This is a genomic window from Chromobacterium alkanivorans (assembly GCF_016937655.1).
GTDB lineage: Bacteria > Pseudomonadota > Gammaproteobacteria > Burkholderiales > Chromobacteriaceae > Chromobacterium > Chromobacterium alkanivorans.
Genome location: NZ_JAFHKL010000001.1, coordinates 410,286 through 435,174, shown reverse-complemented (window position 1 = coordinate 435,174; position 24,889 = coordinate 410,286). Strand labels below are relative to the sequence as shown.

Annotated in this window: 25 protein-coding genes; 14 read left to right on the top strand and 11 right to left on the bottom strand. The window is 64.9% G+C overall.

Annotated features, from left to right (window positions below):
• Nucleotides 1-525: 525 nt before the first annotated feature.
• Nucleotides 526-816, top strand: coding sequence for a DUF1484 family protein (locus tag JW897_RS02080; protein ID WP_205465018.1), 291 nt, complete (start codon nucleotides 526-528; stop codon nucleotides 814-816).
• A 23-nt stretch (nucleotides 817-839) separates the two neighbouring features.
• A complete protein-coding gene (locus JW897_RS02075) occupies nucleotides 840-1,229 on the top strand; it encodes a hypothetical protein (protein WP_205465017.1) in 390 nt (129 codons plus the stop codon).
• 1,004 nt (nucleotides 1,230-2,233) lie between these two features.
• Here JW897_RS02075 and JW897_RS02070 read toward each other — a convergent pair.
• The 8 genes from JW897_RS02070 to JW897_RS02035 form a co-directional block, all read right to left on the bottom strand.
• Complete coding sequence (locus tag JW897_RS02070; protein WP_205465016.1) at nucleotides 2,234-2,923, bottom strand: Crp/Fnr family transcriptional regulator; 690 nt, start codon at nucleotides 2,921-2,923, stop codon at nucleotides 2,234-2,236.
• 123 nt (nucleotides 2,924-3,046) lie between these two features.
• Nucleotides 3,047-3,262, bottom strand: a complete 216-nt coding sequence (locus JW897_RS02065; RefSeq protein ID WP_205465015.1) for a DUF3079 domain-containing protein — start codon at nucleotides 3,260-3,262, stop codon at nucleotides 3,047-3,049.
• Nucleotides 3,263-3,454: 192 nt separating this feature from the next.
• Complete coding sequence (locus JW897_RS02060) at nucleotides 3,455-5,284, bottom strand: nitric oxide reductase activation protein NorD (protein WP_205465014.1); 1,830 nt, start codon at nucleotides 5,282-5,284, stop codon at nucleotides 3,455-3,457.
• Between the two features lie 5 nt (nucleotides 5,285-5,289).
• Nucleotides 5,290-6,093 carry a CbbQ/NirQ/NorQ/GpvN family protein gene (locus JW897_RS02055; protein ID WP_205465013.1) on the bottom strand — a complete coding sequence of 268 codons (804 nt, stop codon included), beginning with the start codon at nucleotides 6,091-6,093 and terminating at the stop codon, nucleotides 5,290-5,292.
• A 10-nt stretch (nucleotides 6,094-6,103) separates the two neighbouring features.
• Nucleotides 6,104-6,358 carry a cytochrome C oxidase subunit IV family protein gene (locus tag JW897_RS02050; RefSeq protein ID WP_205465012.1) on the bottom strand — a complete coding sequence of 85 codons (255 nt, stop codon included), beginning with the start codon at nucleotides 6,356-6,358 and terminating at the stop codon, nucleotides 6,104-6,106.
• A gap of 65 nt (nucleotides 6,359-6,423) precedes the next feature.
• Entirely contained in the window at nucleotides 6,424-6,999 is a 576-nt protein-coding gene (locus JW897_RS02045) for a cytochrome c oxidase subunit 3 (protein WP_205465011.1), read from the bottom strand.
• Nucleotides 7,000-7,039: 40 nt separating this feature from the next.
• Nucleotides 7,040-8,467, bottom strand: a complete 1,428-nt coding sequence (locus tag JW897_RS02040; RefSeq protein WP_107731494.1) for a cbb3-type cytochrome c oxidase subunit I — start codon at nucleotides 8,465-8,467, stop codon at nucleotides 7,040-7,042.
• A gap of 33 nt (nucleotides 8,468-8,500) precedes the next feature.
• Nucleotides 8,501-8,992 (bottom strand): c-type cytochrome, encoded by a 492-nt coding sequence (locus JW897_RS02035; RefSeq protein ID WP_269473792.1) that lies wholly within the window; start codon nucleotides 8,990-8,992, stop codon nucleotides 8,501-8,503.
• 138 nt (nucleotides 8,993-9,130) lie between these two features.
• On the opposite strand from JW897_RS02035, the gene JW897_RS02030 reads away from it, so the two are divergent.
• From JW897_RS02030 to JW897_RS02020, 3 genes are read left to right on the top strand one after another with little or no spacing between them, the layout of a single operon-like run.
• The gene (locus JW897_RS02030; protein ID WP_205465010.1) at nucleotides 9,131-9,559 is read left to right on the top strand and encodes a hemerythrin domain-containing protein; all 429 of its coding nucleotides are present in this window, start codon (nucleotides 9,131-9,133) and stop codon (nucleotides 9,557-9,559) included.
• On the top strand, nucleotides 9,556-9,768 hold the full coding sequence (locus JW897_RS02025; protein ID WP_205465009.1) for a DUF2249 domain-containing protein: 213 nt from the start codon (nucleotides 9,556-9,558) through the stop codon (nucleotides 9,766-9,768). The genes JW897_RS02030 and JW897_RS02025 overlap by 4 nt, the downstream gene beginning before the upstream one ends.
• Complete coding sequence (locus JW897_RS02020) at nucleotides 9,765-11,027, top strand: hypothetical protein (protein ID WP_205465008.1); 1,263 nt, start codon at nucleotides 9,765-9,767, stop codon at nucleotides 11,025-11,027. The genes JW897_RS02025 and JW897_RS02020 overlap by 4 nt, the downstream gene beginning before the upstream one ends.
• A gap of 98 nt (nucleotides 11,028-11,125) precedes the next feature.
• Here the strand turns inward: JW897_RS02020 and JW897_RS02015 are convergent, their stop codons facing one another.
• Nucleotides 11,126-11,482 (bottom strand): NADH-quinone oxidoreductase subunit A, encoded by a 357-nt coding sequence (locus JW897_RS02015; protein WP_048414058.1) that lies wholly within the window; start codon nucleotides 11,480-11,482, stop codon nucleotides 11,126-11,128.
• Nucleotides 11,483-11,879: 397 nt separating this feature from the next.
• Between JW897_RS02015 and gdhA the strand changes: the two genes are divergently transcribed.
• A complete protein-coding gene (gene gdhA, locus JW897_RS02010; RefSeq protein ID WP_205465007.1) occupies nucleotides 11,880-13,220 on the top strand; it encodes an NADP-specific glutamate dehydrogenase in 1,341 nt (446 codons plus the stop codon).
• Between the two features lie 60 nt (nucleotides 13,221-13,280).
• Here the strand turns inward: gdhA and JW897_RS02005 are convergent, their stop codons facing one another.
• The gene (locus JW897_RS02005) at nucleotides 13,281-15,644 is read right to left on the bottom strand and encodes a penicillin-binding protein 1A (protein ID WP_048414057.1); all 2,364 of its coding nucleotides are present in this window, start codon (nucleotides 15,642-15,644) and stop codon (nucleotides 13,281-13,283) included.
• 191 nt (nucleotides 15,645-15,835) lie between these two features.
• On the opposite strand from JW897_RS02005, the gene JW897_RS02000 reads away from it, so the two are divergent.
• The 8 genes from JW897_RS02000 to JW897_RS01965 all read left to right on the top strand — a co-directional run bounded on the left by JW897_RS02000 (nucleotide 15,836) and on the right by JW897_RS01965 (nucleotide 23,010).
• On the top strand, nucleotides 15,836-16,873 hold the full coding sequence (locus JW897_RS02000; protein ID WP_231589255.1) for a pilus assembly protein PilM: 1,038 nt from the start codon (nucleotides 15,836-15,838) through the stop codon (nucleotides 16,871-16,873).
• Nucleotides 16,873-17,463 carry a PilN domain-containing protein gene (locus JW897_RS01995; RefSeq protein WP_048414055.1) on the top strand — a complete coding sequence of 197 codons (591 nt, stop codon included), beginning with the start codon at nucleotides 16,873-16,875 and terminating at the stop codon, nucleotides 17,461-17,463. The genes JW897_RS02000 and JW897_RS01995 overlap by 1 nt, the downstream gene beginning before the upstream one ends.
• On the top strand, nucleotides 17,460-18,074 hold the full coding sequence (locus tag JW897_RS01990; RefSeq protein WP_048414054.1) for a type IV pilus inner membrane component PilO: 615 nt from the start codon (nucleotides 17,460-17,462) through the stop codon (nucleotides 18,072-18,074). Before JW897_RS01995 ends, JW897_RS01990 begins: the two co-directional genes overlap by 4 nt.
• Nucleotides 18,075-18,086: 12 nt before the next feature.
• Nucleotides 18,087-18,605 (top strand): pilus assembly protein PilP, encoded by a 519-nt coding sequence (locus JW897_RS01985; protein ID WP_048414053.1) that lies wholly within the window; start codon nucleotides 18,087-18,089, stop codon nucleotides 18,603-18,605.
• Nucleotides 18,602-20,716: a type IV pilus secretin PilQ gene (locus tag JW897_RS01980; protein ID WP_048414052.1), complete on the top strand. Its 2,115-nt coding sequence runs from the start codon at nucleotides 18,602-18,604 to the stop codon at nucleotides 20,714-20,716. Before JW897_RS01985 ends, JW897_RS01980 begins: the two co-directional genes overlap by 4 nt.
• Before the next feature lie 69 nt (nucleotides 20,717-20,785).
• Entirely contained in the window at nucleotides 20,786-21,346 is a 561-nt protein-coding gene (aroK, locus tag JW897_RS01975) for a shikimate kinase AroK (RefSeq protein WP_205465006.1), read from the top strand.
• Between the two features lie 2 nt (nucleotides 21,347-21,348).
• A complete protein-coding gene (gene aroB, locus JW897_RS01970) occupies nucleotides 21,349-22,428 on the top strand; it encodes a 3-dehydroquinate synthase (RefSeq protein ID WP_205465005.1) in 1,080 nt (359 codons plus the stop codon).
• A 198-nt stretch (nucleotides 22,429-22,626) separates the two neighbouring features.
• Complete coding sequence (locus JW897_RS01965; RefSeq protein WP_231589254.1) at nucleotides 22,627-23,010, top strand: type IV pilus assembly protein FimV; 384 nt, start codon at nucleotides 22,627-22,629, stop codon at nucleotides 23,008-23,010.
• Nucleotides 23,011-23,120: 110 nt separating this feature from the next.
• On the opposite strand, the gene msbA is transcribed toward JW897_RS01965, so the two are convergent.
• On the bottom strand, nucleotides 23,121-24,881 hold the full coding sequence (msbA, locus tag JW897_RS01960) for a lipid A export permease/ATP-binding protein MsbA (protein ID WP_205465004.1): 1,761 nt from the start codon (nucleotides 24,879-24,881) through the stop codon (nucleotides 23,121-23,123).
• Nucleotides 24,882-24,889 lie beyond the last annotated feature (8 nt).

Below are 24,889 nucleotides of genomic sequence, written 5' to 3'. Positions count from 1 at the left end.
AAAGACAAGAATACTAATTGACTCCTACCCCCAAGAAAAGGAGCCTCATTTTTTCATAGTGAGAATTGCTTAAATACTGGCTACACTCTTTTATATTTTAACGCAATGACAATCAGATATTACATCTGAAAATAATAATGAGCTAGTCACTCCCCCCACCTTGACGCCCTCTCCCAGCCTGTTTAGGCTTGGTCCCGCGTCGTGCCCAATCTCACGCCGCAGGGGGTAGAAGCCCATAAATTAGTTCTACCGCAGACACAACGGTCCGCTTTGGCACCGTTACGTCTGTTGCCACGCCGTACCCATTCGGGGCGGGCCGTGGCAGGGAGCCCCATGGGCTACCGGTCGTTGTAGAACTAGCCGGTCTTCTACCCTTGTCACGTGCCTGCCTCAGCCTCGCCTAGGCAGGTTTCCAAAGCTGACATGGAGACCACGATGACCTTCTCTACTTTTCCCCCCGCTATGCCGCCGCCCGCCTGCCCCCATTGCGCAGGCCAAGCCGCCACACCCGCCGCTGCCCCGGTCATGGAGCAACTGCGCCTCTGCCTGCAACGCTTGCCCGTGGTTTCCTCTGACGAGGCGCTGCTGGGCGATCTGAGCTGGCAACTGAACCACTATTACATTGAGCTGGACTCCGCCCTGCTGCGCGCCGTGATGGACATGCGCGCCGCCCACACTGGCTTACAAGCCTTGATCACCTTGCTGGAACGCCGCGACGAGCCGCTGCTGTTCAGCAGCGAGGAAGCGCTGGCCTTGCTGGAGCCGATACAGCAGCGCTTGAAACAAGGGCTGGAACACCTTAACGGCGTGCAGTGATGGCTATCAGAGAGAGCATTGCCATGATGAAGCTGCTGATCCAGCACCGCGACGTCCTCCAACGCGCCGCCAGTTTGATCTCCGCCTATGAAGAGCGCATCGGATCCATTGCGCTGACGGACGACCACCCGGACCATCCCGCCGACACCGCCGCCATCCATCTGGAGATCCGGCAGGCGCAGACGAGTTTTTACCTGTGGGACAAATGGCGTGGCGAGCACGAGCCCGCCCGCGTCGCCTTGTTGCGGATGTGGGCGTCCGGCAAGTGGACCAACCGCGATACCTGTGCGCGGGAATGCTATCGCCTGGCGGGCTTCAGCAATATAGTCACCGCCCGTCAGGCGCTGGTGGGCGCGCCGGCGCCGGAGCCTTTGACCGTCCGAAGCCAGCCCGCGCTGTGGGTGAAACTGTAGGCGAACCCCGCCAACGCGCGGCTGTTCGGCAGGTTTTGGGCGTCGTGGTCATTTTCCGCGTGGGTATCGCTGCGCTCCACCCACCCTACGGTTGGCGGCGTTTGGGTAGGGTGGGTGGAGCCGTAGGCGATACCCTCCAACGCACGGCTGTTCGGTAGGTTTATGGCGTCGTGGTCGTTTTCCGCGTGGGTATCGCTGCGCTCCTCCCACCCTACGGTTGGGGGCTCTTGGGTAGGGTGGGTGGAGCCGTAAGGCGATACCCACCAACAGGCGGCTATCCGGTAGGTTGATGGCGTCGAACCCGTTCCGCGTGGGTATCGCTTCGCTCCTCCCACCCTACGGTTGAGGCGGGTGGAGCCGTAGGCGATACCCACCAACAGGCGGCTATCCGGTAGGTTGATGGCGTCGAACCCGTTCCGCGTGGGTATCGCTTCGCTCCTCCCACCCTACGGTTGGGGGCGTTTGGGTAGGATGGGTGGAGCCTAAGAACCTGTTCAAAGTCTGCTGCGCTTCGGCGATACAGCGTTGAAAACGGCTTCGAAATGCTCATGTACCACTCGTACATTCCGCTTTCTCAGCCGTTTTCGCCTTGTCTCGCTCTTGCTCGCTAGACTTTGAACAGGCTCTATAGGCGATACCCACCAACGCGCGGCTGTCCGGTAGGTTGGTGGCGTCGTGTCCGTTTCCGCGTGGGTATCGCTTCGCTCCTCCCACCCTACGGTTGGGGGCGTTTGGGTAGGGTGGGTGGAGCCGTAGGCGATACCCACCAACGCACGGCTGCCCGGTAGGTTGATGGCGTCGTATTCGTTTCCGCGTGGGTATCGCTGCGCTCCTCCCACCCTACGGTTGGCGGCGCGTGGGTAGGGTGGGTGGAGCCGTAAGGCGATACCCACCAATGCGCGGCTGTCCGGTCGGTTGATGGCGTCGAACCCGTTCCGCGTGGGTATCGCTTCGCTCCTCCCACCCTACAGTTGGCGGCGTTTGGGTAGGATGGGCGGGGCGCGCTAGGCGCAGTTGCCGAAGGCCTTCAGCCGCTCCACATCCACCAGCGTGATGTCGCGCCCGTCCACCTGAATCAGCTCCGCCTCGATCAACTGGTGCAGCATGCGCGAGAAGGTTTCCGGCGTGAGGTTGAGCCGGGAGGCGATCAGGCTTTTGTTCACCGGCAGCGACACCTGCGGCGTGAGGCTGTCCTCGTGTTCCGGGATGTGTTGCAGCAGATAGCCAATCACCCGCTGCAAGGAGCTTTCTATGGAGTAGCGCTCCACGTCGCGCACCAGGCCGTGCAGGCGCAGCGACAGGCCGGCCAGCAAGCGCCGGGCGAAGGCGGGGTCGTGGTCTATCGCTTGCAGAATGCCGGCCGCCTCCACCTTGAGCAGCATGCCGTCTTCCAGAAACTGGGCCATCACCGGGCAGGGCCGGCCCAGGAACATCACCGCCTCGGCGAAGCTCTGGCCGGGGTGGATGATTTCAATCACTTTCTCGCTGCCCTGCGCCGAGGACAGCGCCAGCTTCACCCGGCCGTACACCACCAGGAACATGCCGTCGCAGGGGTCGCCCTTCTGGAAGATCACCTGGCCCTTGAGGCCGCGCAGTTCTTGGGTGTGCGGCACCAGCGCCTGTATCTGTTCCGGGGACAGTTGCTGGAACAGCGGCTGGTGACGCAGGAAGGAAGGGATGTCCAGATGGCTCATGACGGTGTGGCTCGATGATGGGGTAGGCTCTCACTATAAAAGCGTGTTCCGCCAAGGACCATGGGCCATTGGCAGCAGCGCCCTAGTTCAATGTGATTAGCGCCGGCCGCGCGGCAGCAGAAATCAGCAGTGGTCTTGTCTGCCGTCCTTGAGCGCGACGGGAGAATCTTCCAGGCCCCAGTCGCCGTGCAGATACCAGTCGTCGCCCAGCACTTCCGCCGGGTGCTGGGTGCGGCTGGAGCCGTTGCCGCATTGCAGGGAGTGGGCCGGGCAATACAGATCGCAGCCCCAGCAGATGCGTTCGGGGTGGGCGGGGTGAAGCGGGAATTTTTTGGCCATGGAGATCTTCGTTGTGGGTGACTGTTAGCTTGCCAGTCATGACTCAAGCGGACTTGGAGCGGGATCAAACAACAGCCATTCAGCCCACTAGTGCGGCTAACAAAATCCCTGAGGCAAGGCGCGCCCACGCAGACAGTACATTGAGTACGGCAAGTCGGCGCAACGCAGCATCAGGGGTTTTGTTTGCTGCGTTCATGCGGTAAGGCTGGCATACAGCCTCGTCAACGCCTGCGGCAGCCGCTCCGCCTGCCGCACCAACGCATAACCATTGCGGCCGAACAAATGCGGCAGGTAGTCGCCCGCCTCGCGGTCTATGGTCACGCAGAACGGCGTCAGGCCGGCGCGGCGCGCTTCCAGCACCGCCTGGCGGGTGTCTTCTATGCCGTAGCGGCCTTCGTAGTGGTCCAGATCATTGGGCTTGCCATCCGAGATCAGCAGCAGCAAGCGCCGCCGCGCCGGCCGCTGGCTCAGGATGCGGGTGCACTGGCGGATGGCCGCGCCCATGCGGGTGTAGTAGCCGGGGCGGATGGCGAGGATGCGGCCGCGGGCGGCGTCGTCGTAACGGTCGGCAAAGTCTTTCAGGATTTGCAAACGCACTTCCTGCCGCCGCAGCGAGGAGAAGCCGTACAGGCCGAAGTCGTCGCCGCTGGCGCTCAGGGCCTCGGCGAACAGCAGCAGGCTGTCGCGGATCACGTCGATCACCCGGCCGGTTTCGCCCAACCAGCTTTCGGTGGACAGCGACAGGTCCGCCAGGGTCAGGCAGGCCAGGCTGCGCTCGCCCGGCGGCCAGTCCTGGTACAGCGCCGGCTCGCTGAGCGCCGCGCCGCCGCGTCGTTCGGCGAGGAAGCGGATCAGCCGGTCCAGATCGATGTCCGGCCCGGCGGTTTCGCCGCTGCGCCGGCTGCGCTCCGGCGCCAGCGACTGGAATTGCCGCCGCAGCCGGCGCGCCAGCGGCTGCAAGCGCTCCGGCAGCGGGGCCGGCGCGGCGTCGCGCGGCAGCATAGGCCGCAGCAGGCAATGGTCCTCCACCAGGCATTGCCGCTTCCAGTGCCATTCCGGCAGTTTGATGCCCGGCCCCAACGGGGTGTCGTCGTAGGCGGCGGCCGGCAAATCGAGATCGAAGCGCAGCCGGCTGCCGCGGATATGGGCGTCCTGGCCCAGGGTCAGCCGGTTCATGTCTTCGGCGGCGATTTCGCCGTTGCCGTCATCGTCGTCGTCGTTGTGGCGGTTGACCTTGACGTATTCGTCCCAGGTGAACAGGCTTTCGGCGCGGAACACCATCAGCATGCCGTTCTTGCGCTGGTCCTGTTCCATGCGCCGCGCGCGGTAGCGGCGGCGCTGACGCTGGGCGTCCTTGCCGCCGCCGCGTTCGCCGTCGGCGTGGCGGCTGCCCTGCCCATCCGCCTCCGTCAGCGGCGGTTCCGGGTGCAGCCACAGCGGAACCGGCTGCGGCGGCCGGCTCAGCGGCGGCAGCGTCACCGGCTGTTCCGGCCGGTTCAACGCCGCCTGGATCGCGCGCTCCGCCGCGGCCTCCGCCGGCGGCAGGCCGGCGGGGTCCGGCCGCTGCGCCAGCGCGGCGGCGGCCAGCCGGCGGTAAACGGCGGCCAGGCCGGGCATGTCGGCCAAGGCGCGCGCCGCAGCCAGGCGGTTGCGGCTCAGCCAGTCGCCGTCGCTGTCGGCGGCGTAGGCGGCCTGGGCCAGCAGCCAGAAATAGCAGTCGCGGTTGAGGGCGGCGCTGGGAAAGCAGTCGATGCGCTCCGGCAGGTAGAGCGCCTGGCTGTCGCGCCAGGCCAGTTCCACCCGCGCGCCGGTGCCGGCCAGCCGCTGCAACCAGCCGCGGCGCGCGCCGTGCTCGGTGCCCACGGTGGAGCGCAGCGCCAGCGCCGGGTCGCCGCCCATGGCGCGGAAGAACAGCGGCGCCTGCGCCGTCACCTGCGCCAGTTCCGCCGCGCATTCCGGAAAGCCGCGCCGCGCCGCGCGCCGCGCCAGTTTGTCCCACCAGCCGCCGACAATGTCTTCCATGCCGTTCAGCCGGGGAATTGGGTCTGGATCACCGCCAGCAGCGCCGCCACGGTGTCGGCGTCGTCGCTCAGCGGTTCCGCCAGCGCGGTGCGGCAGGCTTGCCAGGGCGGCAAGCCGGCCTGGATCAGTTTGGCGGCGTACACCAGCAGCCGGGTGCTGGCGGCCTCTTCCAGGTCGTAGCCGGACAAGCGCCGCAGCTGACCAGCCAGCGTCACCAGTTGGCGCGCCAGCGCTTCGCCTATCCCGCTTTCCAGCATCAGCACGCCGATTTCCACTTCCGGCGGCGGAAAATCAAAGCTCATGGCGACAAAACGCTGGCGGGTGCTGGGCTTCAGCGTTTTCAGCACGTGCTGGTAGCCGGGGTTGTAAGACACCACCAGCATGAAGCCCGGCGGCGCTTGCAGCACTTCGCCGGTGCGTTCCACCGGCAGGATGCGGCGGTCGTCGGTCAGCGGGTGCAGCACCACGGTGGTGTCTTTGCGCGCTTCCACCACTTCGTCCAGATAGCAGATGCCGCCTATCCGCACCGCGCGGCTCAGCGGGCCGTCGCACCAGACGGTGGCGCCGTCGGCGATCAGGTGGCGGCCCACCAGGTCGGCGGCGCTCAGGTCGTCGTGGCAGGAAACGGTGATCAGCGGCAGGCCGAGCCGCGCCGCCATATGGGCGACGAAGCGGGTCTTGCCGCAGCCGGTGGGGCCCTTGATCAGCACCGGCAGTTGCTGACGCCAGGCGGCTTCGAACAGCTGGCACTCGGCGCCTTGCGGCTGGTAAAAGGGGACGGGGATAGTCAGGAGTTCAGGCGCGTTCATCGGCGTTCCTTCAGATAAAGCTGAGCAGCAGCGCGGCCGACACCAGCGCCAGCCAGCCCTGCACCAGCGCGCGCAGCCAGCGAGGCGCGTCGCGCAAGCCCATATAGCGCTCCGCCAGCAGCACGCCCTTGAGCCAGGCCAGGCCCAGCGCGAGCAGCGCCAGATGCGGCGGCCGGCCGCCTTCGGCCAGCCAGGCCGCCAGCAGGGTCAGCCCGGACAGCAGCAGCCACAGGCCGGTTTGCGCAAGAGGGGTGGGATGAGTCATGCGGCTAGGATGCCGATGCCGCGCGGCGGCCGCCTTGATGCGAAATAAGGCTTTGCGCGGCCGCGCTATCTCGCCACGTAGACCAGGGCGAACAACAGCAACCACACCAGATCCACCATATGCCAGTAGGCGGCGGCGGTTTCCAGCTCGTCCATCGATCCCGGCTGGTAGCGGCCGTCGCGGGCCAGCCGCCACACCGCCGCCACGATCACCATACCCAGCACCACGTGCAGGAAGTGAAACACCGTCAGCGACAGGTAGAACATCCAGAAATCGTTGCTGGACAAGGTAATCCCTTGCAAGGCCTTGCCCACCAATTCATAGCCTTTCAAACCGAGAAAGCCGCCGCCGGCCAGCAGGGTCAAGACCAGCCAGCGCCGCCCGGCGCGCTGCCGGCCGTTGGCGAAGGCGCTGAGCGCGGCCAGCATGGCGGCGCTGCCGGCCAGCAGCAGCAGGGTGTTGAGCGTGGGCAGGCCCAGCTCCAGCTCGCCCTGCCCGGCGGCGAACAAGGCCGGCTGTTGCCGCCGGGCCCAGGCGTAGGCCAGAAAGAACACGCCGAACACCGCCAGCTCGGCCAGGATGAAGCACCACATCGCCAGATCGCCCGGCACGCGGCGCTCGGGCTGCGCGCTCAGCTCCATACCAAGGCCTCCCGCGTCGCCGTCCTTGCTTGCGCCGCCATCAATCCTCGCGCTTGCCGGTGACGAAGAAGCTGATCACGTACAACACCAGCCCGCAGAAGAAGCTGATGCCGAACACCCAACGTCCCCAGTAGATGGGCATGATCCGCTCCTGCGTTTCCATGAAGGACAGCGGCGTGGCGGACATCCGCTGCAACCACACCTGCACCGCGCCGGCGGCGGTCAGGCACAGAGTGATGGCCACAATGGACAGGGTCATCACCCAGAACGCGGTTTTTTCCACCTTCTGCGCCTGCGCGCAATTGGCCTCGCGCCCGCGCAGCAGCGGCATGGTGTAGGAGATCATGGTCAGCACCACCATCACGTAAGCGCCGTAGAAGGCCATGTGGCCGTGGGAGGCGGTCACCTGGGTGCCGTGGGTGTAGTAGTTGACCACCGACAATGTGCCGATGAAGCCCCACACCCCGGCGCCCAGGAAGGACATGACCCCGGTGCCCAGCGCCCACAGCGTGGCGGCCTGGTTGGGGTGTTCGCGGCGGCGGCGTTTGACCATATTGAAGGCGAACAGGGTCATCATGAAGAAGGGCACCGGCTCCAGCGCGGAGAAAATGGAGCCCCACAGCTGCCAGTAGGCCGGCACGCCTATCCAGAAATAATGGTGGCCGGTGCCGATGATGCCGGTGATCAGCGTCATGGCGATGATCAGGTACAGCCATTTTTCGATCACCTCGCGGTCCACCCCGGTCACCTTGACCAGGACGAAGGCCAGCATCGCGCCCATGATCAGTTCCCACACGCCTTCCACCCACAGGTGCACCACCCACCACCAGTAGTATTTGTCCAGCACCAGGTTGTCCGGGTTGACGAAGGAGAACAGGAAGAACACGGCCAGGCCCCACAGGCCCAGCATCATCACGATGCTGATGCTGGTCTTGCGGCCGGCCAGCAGGGTCATGGACAGGTTGTAGAGGAAGGACAGCGCCACCAGCACGATGCCCACCTTGGTGATCAGCGGCTGTTCCAGATAACCGCGGCCCATGGTGGGCAGCAGATCGTTGCCGGTGAGCCGGGCCAGCTCATGGTAGGGCAGGCCCAGATAGCCGAGTATGGTCAGCGCGCCGGCCACCAGGAACACCCAGAAGGTGACGATGGCCAGCCGCGGGCTGTGCAGTTCGCGCTCGCTCTCCTCCGGGATCAGGTAGTAGCCGGCGCCCATGAAGCCGAACAGCAACCAGACGATCAAGAGGTTGGTGTGCACCATGCGCGCGGTGCCGAAGGGCACGGCGGGAAACAGGAAATCGCCGATCACGTATTGCAGGCCGATGATCAGGCCAAACACGATCTGACCGATGAACAGGCCGATGGCGGCGATGAAATAGGGTTTGGCCACGGCCTGCGAGCGGTAGCGCACCTGTGCGACGGCTGCGGTCGCGCCGCGCGGCGGCGTGGCCACGGTAGCGTTGCTCATTGTGTTCTCCAAAGATAAAGGGATGGGACGGGATCAGCCCTCGATATTGGGCGGCCAGTTATTGGTGTTGATCTGCGACGCGTATTTCAGGAAGGCCACCAGGTCGTCCAGCTCGGCCGGGTTCAGGTGGAACTGCGGCATCTGGCGGCGGCCCGGCGCGTTGGTCGGCATCGCCTGCATCCAGCCCTTGATGAATTCCGGGCCGCGGCGCACATAGACGTTGCCCAGCTCCGGCCCAAAGTAAGCGCCTTCGCCCAGCAAGGTGTGGCAGCCGCCGCAACTGCGCGTCTCCCAGATTTTCTTGCCGCGCACCGCCTGCTCGGTGAGCTGGGCCTTGGCGTTATGGCTGGGCAGGGCCAGGGTGGTGTCCAGGGTCAGCCCCAGGAACAACAGAAAAAAGAAAACCGAGCCGCCGTAAAAAATATTGCGGGCGGTCGATTTGGTGAAGCTCGCGCTCATCATGTCCTCCTCGAATGCTTGCACCGCCGGCGCGGTACTCGGGCCGAACTGTACGGATTCGGGCATCCCGGGGGCATTGATTCGAATCAACGATTTCCGGCCGTCCGCCGCGCGGGGCCGCGGCGCGGAATTCCTTGATCCCGATCATTCAGCCGCCCCCTCCCCCGCGGCGATACTGCGCGCTCCATCTCACGAGTACACGCCATGAGCGCCATCGACACGCTTGTAGAGCAACACCGCGCCTGCGACGCGCGCTTCGCCGCCTGTGAAACCGCGGCCCGCGCGCAGGACTGGGCCCTGGCCCTGGCCCGTTTCCAGGCTTTCCGCCAGGACATGGAGGCGCATTTCGCCATGGAAGAAGACGCGCTGTTTCCGGCTTTCGAAGCCGCCAGCGGCAGCAGCATGGGGCCCACCCGCGTCATGCGCATGGAGCACCAGGACATGCGGGATTTGTTGGCAGACATGGACGAGGCCTTGAACGCCCAGCATCTGCAAGCCTTCCTGGGCCTGAACGACACCCTGCTGATCCTGATGCAGCAGCACAATATGAAGGAGGAGAACGTGCTCTACCCCATGTGCGCGCAGGCGCTGCCGGAAATGGCGGAGTTGATTGCCGAGGGCGCGCGGCCATGACGCCGCAAGACCTGCGCCACCTGGCGCCGCCGGAGCCGATGGAGATCATCCTGGACGCCGCCGAGCAGATGCGGCCCGGCGACAGCCTCGCCTGGGTACTGCCCCACCACCCCGCCCCGCTGCTGCCCCTGCTGGAAAAGGCCGGCTTGCTTTATCGCTTTGAGTTGTCCGGAGACGGCGGCGTCGTGCTGATTCTGAGCCGGCCATGAGCCAGGCCTGGTTGGACTACCAGCAGGCGCCGCCGCTGTGGCTGCCGCTGGCCCATATGCTGGCCGCGCCCGGCTGGCTGCTGGCGACCACGCCCTTGCTGGCGGCGCTGCCGGACGGCGCGCCGTCGCGCTTTCTGCCCGAGGTGCTGGCGCTGACCCACATGCTGGCGCTGGGCGTGCTGGGCAATGCGATGCTGGGGTCCTTGTGGCAGTTGCTGGCGGTAACGGCGGGGGTGGCAACTCCGCATCCGCGCCGCTTGCTGCTGGCCTGCTTCCTGCCTTTGCAGGCCGGCTGCGCGCTGTTGGCGGCCGGTTTTCAGCTGGGCCTGTCGCCGCCGTGGCTGCAAGCCGGCGCCGCGCTGTTGACGCCGGCCTTGCTGACGCCGGCGCTGTTCGGCCTGCGCGGCTTGCTGCGCAGCCCGGCGCGGGACGCCGGCAGCCGAGGCCTGCGGCTGGCGCTGTGCGCGCTGGTTCTGGCCGCCTGCCTTGGCGCGGTCCTGGTGTTGTTGCTGAGCGGCCGCCTCACGCTGCCGTTCGCCCCCTTGCTGGACAATCATGTGCTGTGGGCGGCGCTGGGCTGGCTGTGGCTGTTGTTGCTGTCGGTGTCGCGCACGGTGATCCCGATGTTTCTGGTCACGCCGCCGCCAGCCGGCGGGCGCTTGTCGCGGGAGGCCTTGTTGTTCGGCCTGCTGTGCCTGAGCTCGGCCGCGCTGATCTGGGGCGCGCCCGCGCTAGTCTCCGGCCTGCTGGCGGCCTTGGGCCTGTTGGCGCTGTGGCAGGGCCTGCGGCAGTTGAGCGCGCTGCAACGCTGCCAGCGCCGCGCCGATCCCTTGCGCCGCGGCTGGCAGGCCAGCCTGATCTGGATGACGGCGGCCGTGCCGTGCGCGCTCGCCGCGCGGCTGCTGCCGCTGTCGGCGTCGCCGCCCATGCTGGCCGGCTGGCTGTGGCTGGGCGGCTTCGGCCTGGGCGCGGTATTGAGCATGCAGGGCAAGATCCTGCCCTTTCTCGCCTGGCTGGACCTGAAGCAGCGCGGCCTGTCCAGGAAGCACTTGCCGGCCACCCATGAATTGCTGGGCGAGACCGCGCACCGCCGGCTGCTGGCCCTGCACGGCGTCTGGGTCTGCAGCGGCCTGGCCTGGGCCCTAGGCGGCCTCCGTCTTCCGCTGTTCGCCGCCACGCTGGGCCTGGGGCTGTACTGGGCCGGGCTGGCCGCGGCCTTGCTGCGTCGCCACCGCGCCGGCCGGCTCGCCTTGGCGTGAGACTTTGAACAGCTTCTGAAGCCGCCGGAGCCGCCCCCAAAAAACAAAACCCGCGCCGACGCTGCGGACGCGGGTTCGGACAAGGGCTCAGGCCAGCGTCAATCCCACTGCAAAGCGCCCTTCTTCCATTCATAGACGAAGCCGACCACCAGCACGCCCAGGAACACCATCATCGCGCCCAGGCCAAAGCCGCCCAGTTCCTTCAGCGTCACCGCCCAGGGGATCAAGAAGGCGACTTCCAGATCGAACAGGATGAACAGGATGGCCACCAGGTAGTAACGGACGTCGAAGCGCATGCGCGCGTCTTCAAAGGCCTCGAAGCCGCACTCGTACGGCGACAGTTTTTCCGGATCCGGCCGGTTGGGCCCCAGCATTTTGCCCATCAGCAGCGGCACCACTCCCACCAGCAGCCCGACGACGATGAATAACAGGATGGGAAAGTAATTCTGCAGCATGGGGCCTACTCCTCCGAATGGTTTGGAAAAAGAGATAGACCGCCCCCAAACGCCAAGTTTGCACCCCAGGGAAAATATACCGATGGAAAGCGACCCGTCATGACGACCAGGCTGGGGGGAGAGCGGCGGGGATATCGGTTACACTGGGCTTCCCGCGCCGCCCGGCCACCCCGAGCGACGCGGCCCATGGCCTCGCGTCCGATCGGACGCGCCCGCCCTCGCCGCCCCGCGGCAAGCTCGCCCGCCACCCGCGGCCAGCCAGACATACCGCCGCCTCGCCGGACACCTCGCTCACAACTCATATCAAACTCCGGCGCAGGCAGATCGCTCTTTCTCGACCCATGACAACACAGGGCTGGCGTCACGCGCGCGGCCCGCCACACCAAAGGTCTTGTCCATGCATCATGCTCTGCAAACTTTATTGGACCGGGTCCGCCTGCGCGACCCGGAGCAGTTTGAATTCCACCAGGCGGCGGCGGAAGTGCTGCACGGCCTGGACGATTTCCTCGTCGGCCATCCGCACCTCTTCGACCACGGCTTGCTGGAACGGCTGCTGGAACCGGAGCGCGTCATTCTGTTCCGGGTGTCCTGGGTGGACGATCACGGCCGCGTCCAGGTCAACCGCGGCTACCGGGTGCAGATGAACAGCGCGCTGGGCCCGTATAAGGGCGGCCTGCGCTTCCATCCCTCGGTGACGCTGGGCACGCTGAAATTCCTGGCTTTGGAACAAACCTTCAAGAACGCCTTGACCGGCCTGCCGCTGGGCGGCGCCAAGGGCGGCGCGGACTTCGACCCCAAGGGCAAGAGCGAGGGCGAGGTGATGCGCTTCTGCCAGGCCTTCGCCAGCGAGCTGTTCCGCCACATCGGCGCCGAGACCGATGTGCCGGCCGGCGACATCGGCGTGGGCGCGCGCGAGATCGGCTATCTGTTCGGCCAGCACAAGCGCCTGAGCAATCAGTTTTCCGGGGTGTTCACCGGCAAGGGGCCCAGCTACGGCGGCAGCCTGATGCGGCCGGAAGCCACCGGCTACGGCCTGGCCTATTTCGTCGAGCGCATGCTGGCCACGCGCGGCCAGACGCTGGCCGGCAAACGGGCGGCCTTGTCCGGCTCCGGCAATGTCGCGCTGTACGCGGCGGAAAAGCTGCTGGCGCTGGGCGTCCAGGTGGTCAGCCTGTCGGATTCGGAAGGCACGCTCAGCCTGCCGGACGGTCTGAGCCCCGAGCTGTTGGCGGCGCTGCTCGAACACAAGAATCAGCGCCGCGGCCGGCTGGCCGCTTTCGCCGCCGGCCGCGGCCTGGACTTTCTCGCCGGACAGAGGCCGTGGCGTCTGCGCTGCGACATCGCGCTGCCCTGCGCCACCCAGAACGAGCTGGACGCCGACGACGCGGAAGCCTTGCTGGCCAACGGCTGCTTCTGCGTGGCGGAAGGCGCCAATATGCCCTGCTCCGCCCAGGCGGCGCAGCGCTTCCAGCGCGCCGGCGCGCTGTACGCGCCCGGCAAGGCGTCCAACGCCGGCGGCGTGGCGGTGTCCGGCCTGGAGATGAGCCAGAACGCCACCCATCTGCCCTGGAGCGCGCAGGAGGTTGATGCCCGGCTGCGCCGCATCATGGAGGAAATTCACGAGGCCTGCGCGCGCCATGGCGGCCAGCCGGACGGCACGGTGGACTACGCCCGCGGCGCCAATGTGGCGGCCTTCGGCAAGGTGGCGGCGGCAATGCTGGCGCAAGGCGTGATCTGAGCGAACACGAAAAAGCCCCGCCGGAAGGCGGGGCTATGCAGCGTTGAATGGAACACGTTTCTAGAACAGCTGGTCTTTGACGTTTTCCACCGCGTCCTGAGCGGCCGGCTTGTCCGGCGTCTCGCTGGCGCCGCCGCTGGCGTCGCCGCCCGCGCCCGGCACCGCGCCGTGGTTGTCCACTTTCAGCTCCGGATTGGTTTTCTGGAACTCTTCGTAGTAGTACTCGTCGCCGCCGCGCTGGCCTGCGCCGGCCTTGACCACGATGCCCTCCGGCACCGGCATGTCCACTTCCGGCTGGCCCTTGAGCGCGTTGGCCATGTAGTTGATCCACACCGGCAACGCGGCGGTGCCGCCGTAGCCGTAGCGGCCCAGCGAACGCGGCTGATCGAAGCCCACCCAGGCGGCGGCCACCAGATTGGGGTTGTAGCCGACGAACCAGGCGTCTTTCCAATCCGAGGTGGTGCCGGTCTTGCCGGCCAGGTCGGTGCGGCCCAGGCTCATCGCGCGGTAGCCGGTGCCGTAGCGCACCACGTCCTTGAGCATGGAGCTCATGATGAAGGCGTTGCGCGGGTCTATCGCCTGCGGCGCGTTCTGGCCGGCGACGGTGGGCACGGTCTTGGCCAGCACGCGGCCGGACTGGTCTTCGATGCGGTCGATGAAATAGCCCTTGCTGCGGTAGCCGCCGTTGGCGAACACCGAGTAGCCCTCCACCATTTGCAGCGGCGTCACCGCGCCGGCGCCCAGCGCCATGGTCAGATAGGCCGGGTGCTGCTTGGCGGCGAAGCCGAAGCGCTGGATGTACTGCTGGGCGTAATCGGTGCCGGTGGCCATCAGCACTCGTACCGACACCAGGTTCTTGGACTGGGTCAGGCCGCTGCGCATGGTGATCATGCCGGCGAATTTGCCGTTGTCGTTCTTGGGTTCCCAACGCTGGCCATCCGCGCCCACCACCGACAGCGGCGCGTCGTTGATCATCGTGGACGGCGTCAGGCCGCGCTCAATGCCGGCGGAATAGATAAAGGGCTTGAAAGTGGAGCCGGGCTGGCGCCAAGCCTGAGTCACGTGGTTGAAGCTGCGGCGGTTGAAATCGAAGCCGCCCACCAGCGAGCGGATGGCGCCGGTGCGGGTGTCCATGGACACGAAGGCGCCTTCCACTTCCGGCATCTGCACGATTTCCCAATAGCCTTTTTCATGCGCGCGGATGCGGATCACCGAACCGCGGCGGATCTGCTGCGCGGCGCTGACCTTGCCGCCCAGCGAACGGCGCGCGAAGTCCAGGCCGTTGCCCTTGATCACCGCCACCTTGCCGCCGCGCATATAGGCGCGCACTTCGGACGGGCTGGCGGACAGCACGATGGCAGGCAGCATGTCGCCGCTGTCGCGCAGTTCGCTGATGGCGTCGTCCAGCGCTTCGGTCTGCTGTTCGCCTTCGGCGCCGGACAGCTCCACCGTGCTCTCCGGGCCGCGATAGCCCATCTTGCGGTCGTAATCCACCAGGCCGGCGCGCAGGGCGTCGTAGGCCCATTTCTGATGGCGGCTGTCCAGCGTGGTGTAGACCTTGAAGCCTTCGGTGTACGCCGATTCGCGATAGCGTTCGTACATCGCCTGGCGCACCATTTCCGCCACGTACTGCGCCGGCTGGCTGCTGCTGTCCGCGCTCTGGCTGGCCAGCTTCATCGGCTCGGCCATGGCGGCGTCGTATTGTTCCTGGGTGATGAAGTTGAGCTCGCGCATCCGGCGCAGCACGTATTGCTGACGCAGACGGGCGCGGTCCGGGTTGACGATGGGGTTGTAGGCGGACGGCGCCTTGGGCAGGCCGGCCAGCATCGCCATTTCCGCCACGGACAGGTCCGCCAGCGGTTTGCCGTAATACGCCTGGGCCGCGGCGGAGAAGCCGTAGGCGCGCTGGCCCAGATAGATCTGGTTGAAATACAGCTCGAGGATCTGGTCCTTGGTCAGCGTGTGTTCGATCTTGAAGGCCAGCAACGCTTCGTTGAACTTGCGGGTGAAGGTTTTCTCGCTGGACAGGAAGAAGTTCTTGGCCACCTGCATGGTGATGGTGCTGGCGCCGGAACGGGCGTGCCCGGACACCAGGTTGCCGACCGCGGCGCGCACCACGCCGACGTAATCGACGCCGCTGTGCTGGTAGAAGCGCTCGTCTTCCGCCGCCATCACCGCCTGTTTCATCAGTTGCGGCACCTCGTGGATGCGGGAAAAAGAACGTCGTTCTTCACCGAATTCGCCAATCAGTTGGTTGTCGGCGGAAAATACCCGAAGTGGGATTTTCGGACGATAGTCCGTCAGTACATCAAGACTCGGCAAGCGCGGGTAGGTTATGATGATTGCAATGGCGCCTGCGCCAGCAACCAATACGGCTCCACCTAGAAACAGACCTGCAAGTATTGCAAGGATTCGTCTTAGCATATTTACAAATGGGCTTTCACTGGAAACCGGATTATAACGTCTTGTGAAAGCACGCAAGACAAACAATGGCAGCGACAGGCCAAAAAACTGTCGCATAGGACCAATCGAGGCACCTGATGCTTATCGACAAACTCAAATCCGCCCCTCCCTGGCTTGAACAACTTGGATTGGGGAAGGCTAAAAATGTTCCAATGCTGGGACTGGATATCAGCAGCACCGCCGTCAAACTGGTGGAGCTGTCTCGCTCGGGGAAAAACTGCCAGGTCGAGCGCTATGTGATCGAATCCTTGCCCAAGGACGCGATCAGCGACGGCAATCTGGTGGACATCGAGGGCATCGCGGAAACCCTGCGCCGCGCCTGGAAACGGCTGGGCAGCCCCACCCGCCACGTCGCCATCGCCATCCCCACGGCGATGGCGATCTACAAAAAGCTGCTGGTGCCGGTCAGCCAGACCGACAACCTGGCGGACTTGATCGAATCAGAAGCCAATCAGAGCATTCCCTTCCCGCTGGAAGAGGTGAACCTGGACCATCAGGTGCTGGGCCCGGCCCCGTCCAGCATCGACGATTTGGAAGTGCTGCTCTGCGCCGCCCGCAAGGAAAAAGTGGAGGAGCGCGTGGCGGTGGTGGAAATGGCCGGCCTGCGCGCCCAGGTGGTGGACGTTGAATCCTTCGCCATGATGACGGCTTTCGAACAGGTCGAGCAGCAACTGCCGGAACAGGGCATGAACCAGACCTTCGCCCTGTTCGACATCGGCGCCACCCGCATCCACTGCAATGTCATCCGAAACAATCAGCAAGTCTATTATCGCGAGCAGGTGTTCGGCGGCCAGCAATTGACGCGCGACATCCAGCGCCGCTACGGCATCAGCTATGAAGAGGCGGAAAGCGGCAAACGCGGGATGAGCCTGCCGGACGGCTATGAGTCCGAGCTGATGCATCCCTTCGTCGACTCGCTGGCGCAAGAGATACAGCGCGCGCTGCAGTTCTTCTACACCACGGTCAGCGTGTCGCAATACCTGCGCGTCGACTACATCCTGCTGGCCGGCGGCTGCAGCATGCTGCCGGGCCTGGACGACGCGGTGGCCGGCCGCACCCAGATCAGCACCATGATCGCCAACCCGTTCAGCACCATGGTGCAGTCCAGCCATATCCGCCTGAAGGAATTGCTGATGGACGCGCCGGCGCTGCTGGTGGCCTGTGGCCTGGCCATGCGGAGGTTCGACTGATGATACGCATCAACCTCCTCCCGCACCGCGAACAGAAAAGAGCCGCGCACCGGCTGCGCTTCCAGCTGATGCTGGGGCTGACCCTGGTGGCCTCGCTGGCCCTGGTGGTGCTCAGCTATCTGATCATAGGCAGCCGCCTGTCCCATCAGCAGCAGCGCAACGATTTCCTGCAAGGCGAAATCTCCACGCTGGACAACCAGATCAAGAATATCGGCACCTTGAAAAAGCAGCGCGACGATCTGCTGTCGCGCAAGCAGTTGGTGGAACGGCTGGAACAGGGCCGCAACGAGGGCGTTCACGTCTTCGACCAGTTGGTGCGGCAAACTCCGGACGGTGTCTATCTGAAAAGCTTCAAGCAGGCCGGCAACCAGTTCTCGCTGTCCGGCTACGCCTTGTCCGGCGCGCGGGTTTCCAACTATATGCGCAGCCTGGCGCAATCCAATGTCTTTGACGCGCCGGTGCTGGTCGAGGTGAAGGCCTCCAACATCAACGGCCAGCGCGCCAATGAATTCACCCTGAACTGCAGCCTGCGCGAAGCCGCTCCGCCCAAAACCGGCCAGGCCGCCGCCACTCCCGGAGCCAAGCCATGACGCTGGACGAATTGCGCACGCTGGACCCCAAGGACATCGCCAACTGGCCGCTGCAAGGCCAGGCCATCGCGCTGGCGCTGCTGGTCGCCTGCTTCGTGGGCCTCGGCTATTTCTTCGTGCTCAGCGACGAACTGGACCGCCTCAACGCCGCCAAGCAGCAAGAAGAGCAGCTGAAACAGACTTATGTCGACAAGAAGCGCCAGGCGGTCAACCTGGACGCGCTGCAGCAGCAGCTGAAGGAGATAGACGCCTCCTTCGGCGCCCTGCTCAAACAGCTGCCGACCAAGTCCAACATGGACACGCTGTTGACCGAGATCAACCAGGCAGGCATCGGCCGCGGGCTACAGTTCGAGCTGTTCCGGCCCAATCCGGAAATCAAGACGGCCGAGATGGCGGAAGTGCCGATCACCATACGCCTGACCGGCAGCTATAACGATCTGGCCGCCTTCGTCAGCGATGTGGCCCAGCTGTCCCGCATCGTCACCATCGCCGACATCAGCCTGACGCCGGACGTCAAGGGCGCGCGCCTGACCATGGACGCCACCGCCAAGACCTTCCGCGCGCTGGAGCCCGAGGAGCGGGCCGCGCAGCCGGCCCCTCCCAATAAGTGAGCCGCCAAGCCCATGACAAGAACTCTCGCTTGCTTACTGCCCTTGCTGCTCGCCGCCTGCGGCAGCAGCGACACCGATGATCTGCGCCAGTGGATGCAGACCAGCACCCAGGGCCTGCGCGGCCAGATCGAGCCGCTGCCCCAGGCGCAGTCTTATCGGCCGTTCGCCTACCAGGCCTTCGACCTGCTCGACCCCTTCAATTCGCAGAAGCTCGCCGCGGCCAAGAACCAGAATCTGGCGAACGCGCCGGACATGAAGCGGCCGCGCGAAGCGCTGGAAAACTACGATCTGGACAAGCTGAAGATTGTCGGCGTCATCCGCCGCGGCGGCGCCAACTACGGCCTGGTGCGCACGCCGGAAGGCGCGATCTACCGCGTTCAGGCCGGCAATTTCGTCGGGCCCAATTTCGGCCAGATCAAGAAGGTCGGCGATACGGACATTCAGTTGACTGAGACCGTGGAAGATTTGAACGGAGAATGGGTGCAGCGCAACAGCAGCATGTACCTGGACGAACAAGGGCAAAACAAATGAGCAAGCACTCCATCAAACTGTTGTCCGGGCTGGGCCTGGCCCTGCTGTTCAGTTTCGCCGACGCCGGCCCGGCGATCACCGCGATCCAGCTGGCCAACGGCGACGGCGATCAGCAGGTGCTGCAGGTCAGCTTCGACGGCCCCGCCGTCCAGCCCAACAGCTTCGCCATCGCCAATCCGCCGCGCATCGCCTTCGACTTCGCCGGCGCCAGCGTCAAGATGGCCAAACCGCAGCAAGACTTCGGCGGCTCGCTGGTCAAATCGGCGGTGGCGGTGGAAGCCAACGGCCGCTCCCGGCTGGTGCTGAGCCTGAGCCGCAACGCGCTGTACAGCAGCAGCGTGTCCGGCAACACGTTGCGGGTCACGCTGAACCCGAACCTGGGCAACGCCGCCCAGGCCGCCACGCCGGTGGAGCGTCCCGCCGTCAGTCCGCAAGCCGCCGCGCGCCCAAGCCAGGTCCAGGCCGCCAATGCTCAGCCGCTGGCGCTGGATTTCCGCCGCGGCAAGAACGGCGAGGGCCGGGTGGAGATCAAGCTGCCGTCCGCCAATACGCCGGTCGACATCCGCCGCGAAGGCAAGCAATTGCTGGTGGACGTGCTCGGCTCCCAGCTGGACAGGCAGAACCAGCGCCGCCTAGACGTGTCCGACTTCGGCACCCCGGTGTCCAAGATCGACGCCCGCAATCAGGGCGGCAACAGCCGCATCCAGATTCAGCCGCAGGGCGACTGGGACTTCTCCTCCTACCAGACCGACGGCCAACTGGTCGTCGAAATCCGCCGGCCGGCGCCGGAATCCGCCGCCAGCGCCGACGTCAATCAGAAACCGCAGTACAAGGGCGACAAGCTGTCGCTGAACTTCCAGAACATCGAAGTGCGCACCGTCTTGCAGGTGATCGCCGAATTCACCGGCCTCAACATCGTCACCAGCGATTCGGTCAACGGCAATATCACGCTGCGGCTGAAAGATGTGCCCTGGGACCAGGCGCTGGACCTGATCCTGCAAACCAAGGGCCTGGACCAGCGCCGCGCCGGCAACATCATCCAGATCGCGCCGCGCGAAGAGTTGCTGGCGCGCGACAAGCAGGTGCAGGAAGCCAGGCAACAGCTGGCCACGCTGGAGCCGGTGCGCTCGGAAACCTTCGTGCTGCGCTACCGCTCGGCGGAAGACTTCAAGAAGGTGCTGGACGGCACGAACACCACCGGCAAGAAGGAAAGCATTCTGACCGAGCGCGGCAGCGCGCTGATCGACCCCAAGACCAATACCCTGATCATCAACGACACCGGCAGCACCATAGACAAGATCCGCGACATCATAGGCAAGACCGATGTGCCGGTGAAGCAGGTGCTGATCGAGGCGCGCATCGTCGAAGCCACCGACAACTGGAGCCGCAATCTGGGCGTCAAGCTGTCCTATGACCGTTTTACCAGTAACGGCATCATTTCCGGCGGAGGACTGGACAACGCCATCACCAACGCCAATGGCCGTCTAAACAACGCCACCGCCAGCCCCTACGTCATCAAGCCCGGCATCAATCTACCCATTACCAACCCCGCCGGCTCGCTAACCGCGCTTTACACCGTGGGCAAATCCGCCATCATCGGCCTGGAGTTGCAGGCGCTGCAAACCGAGAACAAGGGACGGGTGATTTCCAGCCCGCGCATCATGACCGCGGACCGCCAGGAGGCCACCATCGAACAGGGCACCGAGATTCCCTATCAAGAGGCCTCGTCCAGCGGCGCCACCTCCACCTCGTTCAAAAAAGCGGTGCTCAGCCTGAACGTCAAACCGCAGATCACGCCGGACAATCATGTGATGCTGGACATCAAGGTAAACAAGGACAGCGTCAGCCCGACGCTGACCGTGGGCGGCACCCCGGCGCTGGACACCAAGAAGGTCACCACCCAGGTGCTAGTGGAAAACGGCGGCACCGTGGTGATCGGCGGCATCTACCAGCAGCAGATCAGCGACATCGTCAACAAAGTGCCGCTGCTAGGCGACATCCCCTTCTTGGGCGCGCTGTTCCGCAGCTCGCAGAAGTACGACAACCGCACCGAGCTGCTGGTCTTCATCACGCCGCGAGTGGTGGAGGACCTGAGCGGCAATAATCAATAAAACCCCGGCCACGCAGCGCTCTGGGCGCTGCTGCAACGCCGAAAGACAGCGCGGCCAAGCTCGGCTACAATGCCTGCCATGGAGAAACCGGCAGGCAATTTTTTTCTGGTCGGCTTGATGGGCGCGGGCAAGACCACGGTGGGCCGAGCTTTGGCGCGGCGCACCGACAAAACCTTTTACGACTCTGACCACGAAATCGAGGCCAGGACCGGCGTTCGCGTCGCGACCATCTTCGACATCGAGGGAGAGCTGCGCTTCCGCGACCGAGAAACCTCGGTCATCGCCGACCTCGCCCGCCTGGACAACATCGTGTTGGCCACCGGCGGCGGCGCGGTGATCCGCCCGCAAAACCGCGCCTGCCTGGCCGCTCACGGCACCGTGATCTATCTGCGCGCCACCATAGACGATCTGCTGGCCCGCACCCTGCACGACAAAAACCGTCCATTACTGCAAATCGCCGACCCCAAGGCCAAGCTGGAAAGCCTGTTCCAGGAGCGCGACCCCTTATACCGCGAGGTGGCCGACATCGTCGTCGACACCACGCAGCAGAATGTCAGCCTGCTGGTTGCCCGCCTGATGGAGCAACTCGCCGGCCTCCCCCCCAAATACAGACCCGCACAAGGAAGCTGATTGTGATTACCCTCGACCTGATCCTGCCCGACACCCGTTACCCGATTCACATTGGCCGGGACTTGCTGGAACAGGTCGAGTTGCTGCTTCCCCATCTGCCCTTGCCCAAGGTCGCCATCGTCTGCAACGAGACCGTGGCGCCGCTCTATCTGGCCCGGCTGCAACAGGCGCTGGCCCAACATCGGATCGAGTCCTTCAGCGTCGTGCTGCCCGATGGCGAGCAACACAAGGACTGGAACACGCTGAACCTGATTTTCGACGCCTTGCTGTCGCGCAACGCCGAACGCAAGACCACCCTGATCGCGCTGGGCGGCGGCGTGGTCGGCGACATGACAGGCTTCGCCGCCGCCTGCTACCAGCGCGGCGCGCCCTTCATCCAGATTCCCACCACCCTGCTGGCGCAAGTCGATTCCTCGGTCGGCGGCAAAACCGCGATCAACCATCCTCAGGGCAAGAACATGATAGGCGCGTTCTACCAGCCCAAGGCGGTGATCGCCGACATGTCGCTGCTGGACACGCTGCCGGAGCGCGAGTTGTCCGCCGGCCTCGCCGAGGTGATCAAGTACGGCCTGCTGGGCGACGCCGCCTTCCTCGGCTGGCTGGAGGACAATATGCCGCGCCTGCGCGCGCGCGACCCGGACGCGCTGCAACACGCGGTCAAGCGCAGCTGCGAGATGAAGGCCGACATCGTCGGCCAGGATGAAAAGGAGCAAGGCGTGCGCGCCCTGCTCAATCTGGGCCACACTTTCGGCCACGCCATCGAGGCCGGCCTGGGCTACGGCGTCTGGCTGCACGGCGAGGCCATCGGCGCCGGCATGGTGCTGGCCGCCGCCGCCTCCGCCGAACTGGGCTGGCTGTCCTCCGCGGACGTCGAACGCGTACGCAGCCTGGTGGCCGCCGCCGGCCTGCCGGTCAAGAGCCCGCGGATGCCGCTGGAGCGCTGGCTGGAGCTGATGAGCCACGACAAGAAAGTCGAAGCGGGCACCATTCGATTCGTACTATTGCAACAGCTGGGACGCGCCACTATTCAGGCCGGCCTCCCCTCTGCAATACTCGAGAAAATACTGGACAGCAATAGTTAGCGTTCAAACGGCGTCGGTACAGATTCGATAAGGATTTCTACGGATTGCCGCTCGCGCCGCTTCATCAGAATAATGAATCTACTGGAGATGGAGAAGGCCGGCAGGAAAGCCCCGCGCAAAGCTTGAAGCCAGAGCGCACAATGTCGGGGGAACCGCCGGCGAGGCCAAGTCGTTGCAAAGCGGAAGGGGAGAAGCCACATGGTAGCGTTGAGCGCGTTCGCCGCCAGTTTCGGACTGATGGCGGGTTATTACGCCCTGCGATTCTTTTGGAAGAAAGTACGTTACACCAAGCCGTGCCAGCGCGGCATCGATCCGGTGGGCGAAGCGGAGGTTTTTCTCGCCTATGGCCGCACCCGCGACGCGGTGCGGGTGCTGAAAGATTCGCTGCGCGACAATCCGGACGATCTGCCGGCCAAGGTCACGCTGTTGCGCGCCTATTCCAGCGAATGCAATCGCGAAGCCTACTGCCTGCTGGCGCGCGACGTTCAATCGCAAGTGCAAGGTCAGCCGGTCTGGCACACCATTCAGGAGAACGGGCGCCGGCTGGCGCCGCAGGACCCGCTGTTCGAAATCAAGCTCTGAGAACCTGCTTACGATTAGCTTGCGAGATCGTAAACGCGTTCCGAGTCCTCGATGCGGTCAAACCGGCCATGGCCTCCGCCCTGGCCGGCTTGATTCGTCCTAGAGTCCGCTCAGCCCGCCGCGCCGTCCTCGTCCTTGAACTGCAGGCTGTGCAGCTTGGCGTAGAGTCCTTCGCGCGCGAGCAGCTGCGCGTGCGAGCCTTCCTCGGCGATCTCGCCGTGATGCATCACCACGATGCGATCGGCGTTTTCAATCGTCGACAGTCTATGGGCGATCACGATGGTGGTGCGATTCTTCATCAGGTTTTCCAGCGCGCTTTGCACCAGTCTTTCGGACTGCGTGTCCAGCGCCGAAGTCGCCTCGTCCAGAATCAACAGCGGCGCGTTCTTCAGCAGGGCGCGAGCAATCGCCAGCCGCTGACGCTGGCCGCCGGACAGGCGTACGCCGTTTTCGCCTATCAGGGTGTCAAAGCCCTCCGGCATCGCCTCGATGAACTCCAGCGCATTGGCCGCGCGCGCGGCTTCCACCACCGCTTCGCGGCTGTGCGAGGCTTCGCCGTAGGCGATATTGGCCGCCACGCTGTCGTTGAACAGCAGCACGTCCTGGCTGACCATGGCGATATGCCGGCGCAGATCGTTCAAGGGCATGTCCTGCAAGCGCACGTCGTCCAAACGGATTTCGCCGTCGTCCGGATCGTAAAATCGCGGAATCAGGCTGACCAGGGTGGTTTTGCCGCTGCCGGATGAGCCCACCAGGGCGACGGTCTCGCCGGGATGGACCTGCAGATTGATGTCGCGCAGCACCTGCCTCTCCGCCGTCGGATAGCGGAAGTTAACCCCTGAGAGCTGCAGCTTGCCGCGCGTGCGCGGCAAGGCGGTGCGGCCGTGATCGGGCTCTTCCGGCAGATCGAGAAAATCGAAGACCGACTCCGCCGCCGCCAGGCCGCGCTGCATCGCCTGAGCAATGCCGGTGATGCGTTTGACCGGCGCGAACAGCAGCATCATCGCGGTCAAGAAGGACATGAAGTCGCCGGCGGTGAACGCGCCGCCCTGGGCGCGCAGCGTGGCGAAATACAGGATGGCGGCCAGCGCGCAGGCGATCATCAGCTGAGTGACGCCGGTGTTGGCGGAGGTCGCCGCGCTCTGCTTGACCGCGTTGCGGCGGATGGCCGCCGCCGCCTGGTGAAAGCGCTCGCTCTCGCGCGCTTCGCCGCCGTAGACCTTGATCACGCGCTGGCAACTGATGCCCTCGCCCAAGACCTGGGTCAACAAGGCCATATTCTGCTGGTTCTCGCGCGACAGATTGCGCAGGCGCTTGCCCACCACCCGCATGCAGAACGACACCACCGGCAGCACCAGCAGACAGATCAGCGTCAACTGCCAGTCTATGTACAACAGCCAGGCCAGCAGGCTGATCGCGGTGACGCCGTCCTTGACCGTGACCGTGATCACGCTGAAGCCGGCTTCGGTAACCTGGTTGACGTCGTAGGAAATCCGCGACACCAGACGGCCGGACTGGTTGTCGGCATAGTACTGCACCGGCAGGCGCAGCATCTTGGCGAACATCTGTTCGCGCAGCGTCTGCACCAGATGCCCGGTCAGCCAGCTGGAGGTGTATTCATTGATGAAGCTGGTAACGCCGCGCACCGCGAACACGCCGATGATGGCCAAGGGCACCCAGGCGATCGCATGCGGGTCGCGGTTGACGAAACCGTTGTCGATCAAGGGCTTCATCAGGCGGGCGAAGGCCGGCTCGGTCAAGGCCGCCACCGTCATCGACACCAGCGAGATCAGAAAGACCTTCCAATAACGGCCCAAATATCCCAGCAAACGGCGGTAGATCGCCCAGTTGCTATGCAAAGAATTCTTCATTCGTTCCT

Bases quoted from the DNA above. Each gene is read 5' to 3' on its own strand.
- JW897_RS02040 (WP_107731494.1), bottom strand. From the start codon at position 8,467: ATGAGCAACGCTACCGTGGCCACGCCGCCGCGCGGCGCGACCGCAGCC.
- JW897_RS02025 (WP_205465009.1), top strand. From the start codon at position 9,556: ATGACGCCGCAAGACCTGCGCCACCTGGCGCCGCCGGAGCCGATGGAG.
- JW897_RS02050 (WP_205465012.1), bottom strand. From the start codon at position 6,358: ATGACTCATCCCACCCCTCTTGCGCAAACCGGCCTGTGGCTGCTGCTG.
- JW897_RS02020 (WP_205465008.1), top strand. From the start codon at position 9,765: ATGAGCCAGGCCTGGTTGGACTACCAGCAGGCGCCGCCGCTGTGGCTG.
- JW897_RS02055 (WP_205465013.1), bottom strand. From the start codon at position 6,093: ATGAACGCGCCTGAACTCCTGACTATCCCCGTCCCCTTTTACCAGCCG.
- JW897_RS02065 (WP_205465015.1), bottom strand. From the start codon at position 3,262: ATGGCCAAAAAATTCCCGCTTCACCCCGCCCACCCCGAACGCATCTGC.
- JW897_RS02030 (WP_205465010.1), top strand. From the start codon at position 9,131: ATGAGCGCCATCGACACGCTTGTAGAGCAACACCGCGCCTGCGACGCG.
- JW897_RS02060 (WP_205465014.1), bottom strand. From the start codon at position 5,284: ATGGAAGACATTGTCGGCGGCTGGTGGGACAAACTGGCGCGGCGCGCG.
- msbA (WP_205465004.1), bottom strand. From the start codon at position 24,881: ATGAAGAATTCTTTGCATAGCAACTGGGCGATCTACCGCCGTTTGCTG.
- JW897_RS02015 (WP_048414058.1), bottom strand. From the start codon at position 11,482: ATGCTGCAGAATTACTTTCCCATCCTGTTATTCATCGTCGTCGGGCTG.
- aroK (WP_205465006.1), top strand. From the start codon at position 20,786: ATGCCTGCCATGGAGAAACCGGCAGGCAATTTTTTTCTGGTCGGCTTG.
- JW897_RS02070 (WP_205465016.1), bottom strand. From the start codon at position 2,923: ATGAGCCATCTGGACATCCCTTCCTTCCTGCGTCACCAGCCGCTGTTC.
- JW897_RS02005 (WP_048414057.1), bottom strand. From the start codon at position 15,644: ATGCTAAGACGAATCCTTGCAATACTTGCAGGTCTGTTTCTAGGTGGA.
- gdhA (WP_205465007.1), top strand. From the start codon at position 11,880: ATGCATCATGCTCTGCAAACTTTATTGGACCGGGTCCGCCTGCGCGAC.
- JW897_RS02035 (WP_269473792.1), bottom strand. From the start codon at position 8,992: ATGCCCGAATCCGTACAGTTCGGCCCGAGTACCGCGCCGGCGGTGCAA.
- JW897_RS01965 (WP_231589254.1), top strand. From the start codon at position 22,627: ATGGTAGCGTTGAGCGCGTTCGCCGCCAGTTTCGGACTGATGGCGGGT.
- JW897_RS02080 (WP_205465018.1), top strand. From the start codon at position 526: ATGGAGCAACTGCGCCTCTGCCTGCAACGCTTGCCCGTGGTTTCCTCT.
- JW897_RS01995 (WP_048414055.1), top strand. From the start codon at position 16,873: ATGATACGCATCAACCTCCTCCCGCACCGCGAACAGAAAAGAGCCGCG.
- JW897_RS02045 (WP_205465011.1), bottom strand. From the start codon at position 6,999: ATGGAGCTGAGCGCGCAGCCCGAGCGCCGCGTGCCGGGCGATCTGGCG.
- JW897_RS02075 (WP_205465017.1), top strand. From the start codon at position 840: ATGATGAAGCTGCTGATCCAGCACCGCGACGTCCTCCAACGCGCCGCC.
- JW897_RS01990 (WP_048414054.1), top strand. From the start codon at position 17,460: ATGACGCTGGACGAATTGCGCACGCTGGACCCCAAGGACATCGCCAAC.
- JW897_RS02000 (WP_231589255.1), top strand. From the start codon at position 15,836: ATGCTGGGACTGGATATCAGCAGCACCGCCGTCAAACTGGTGGAGCTG.
- JW897_RS01985 (WP_048414053.1), top strand. From the start codon at position 18,087: ATGACAAGAACTCTCGCTTGCTTACTGCCCTTGCTGCTCGCCGCCTGC.
- JW897_RS01980 (WP_048414052.1), top strand. From the start codon at position 18,602: ATGAGCAAGCACTCCATCAAACTGTTGTCCGGGCTGGGCCTGGCCCTG.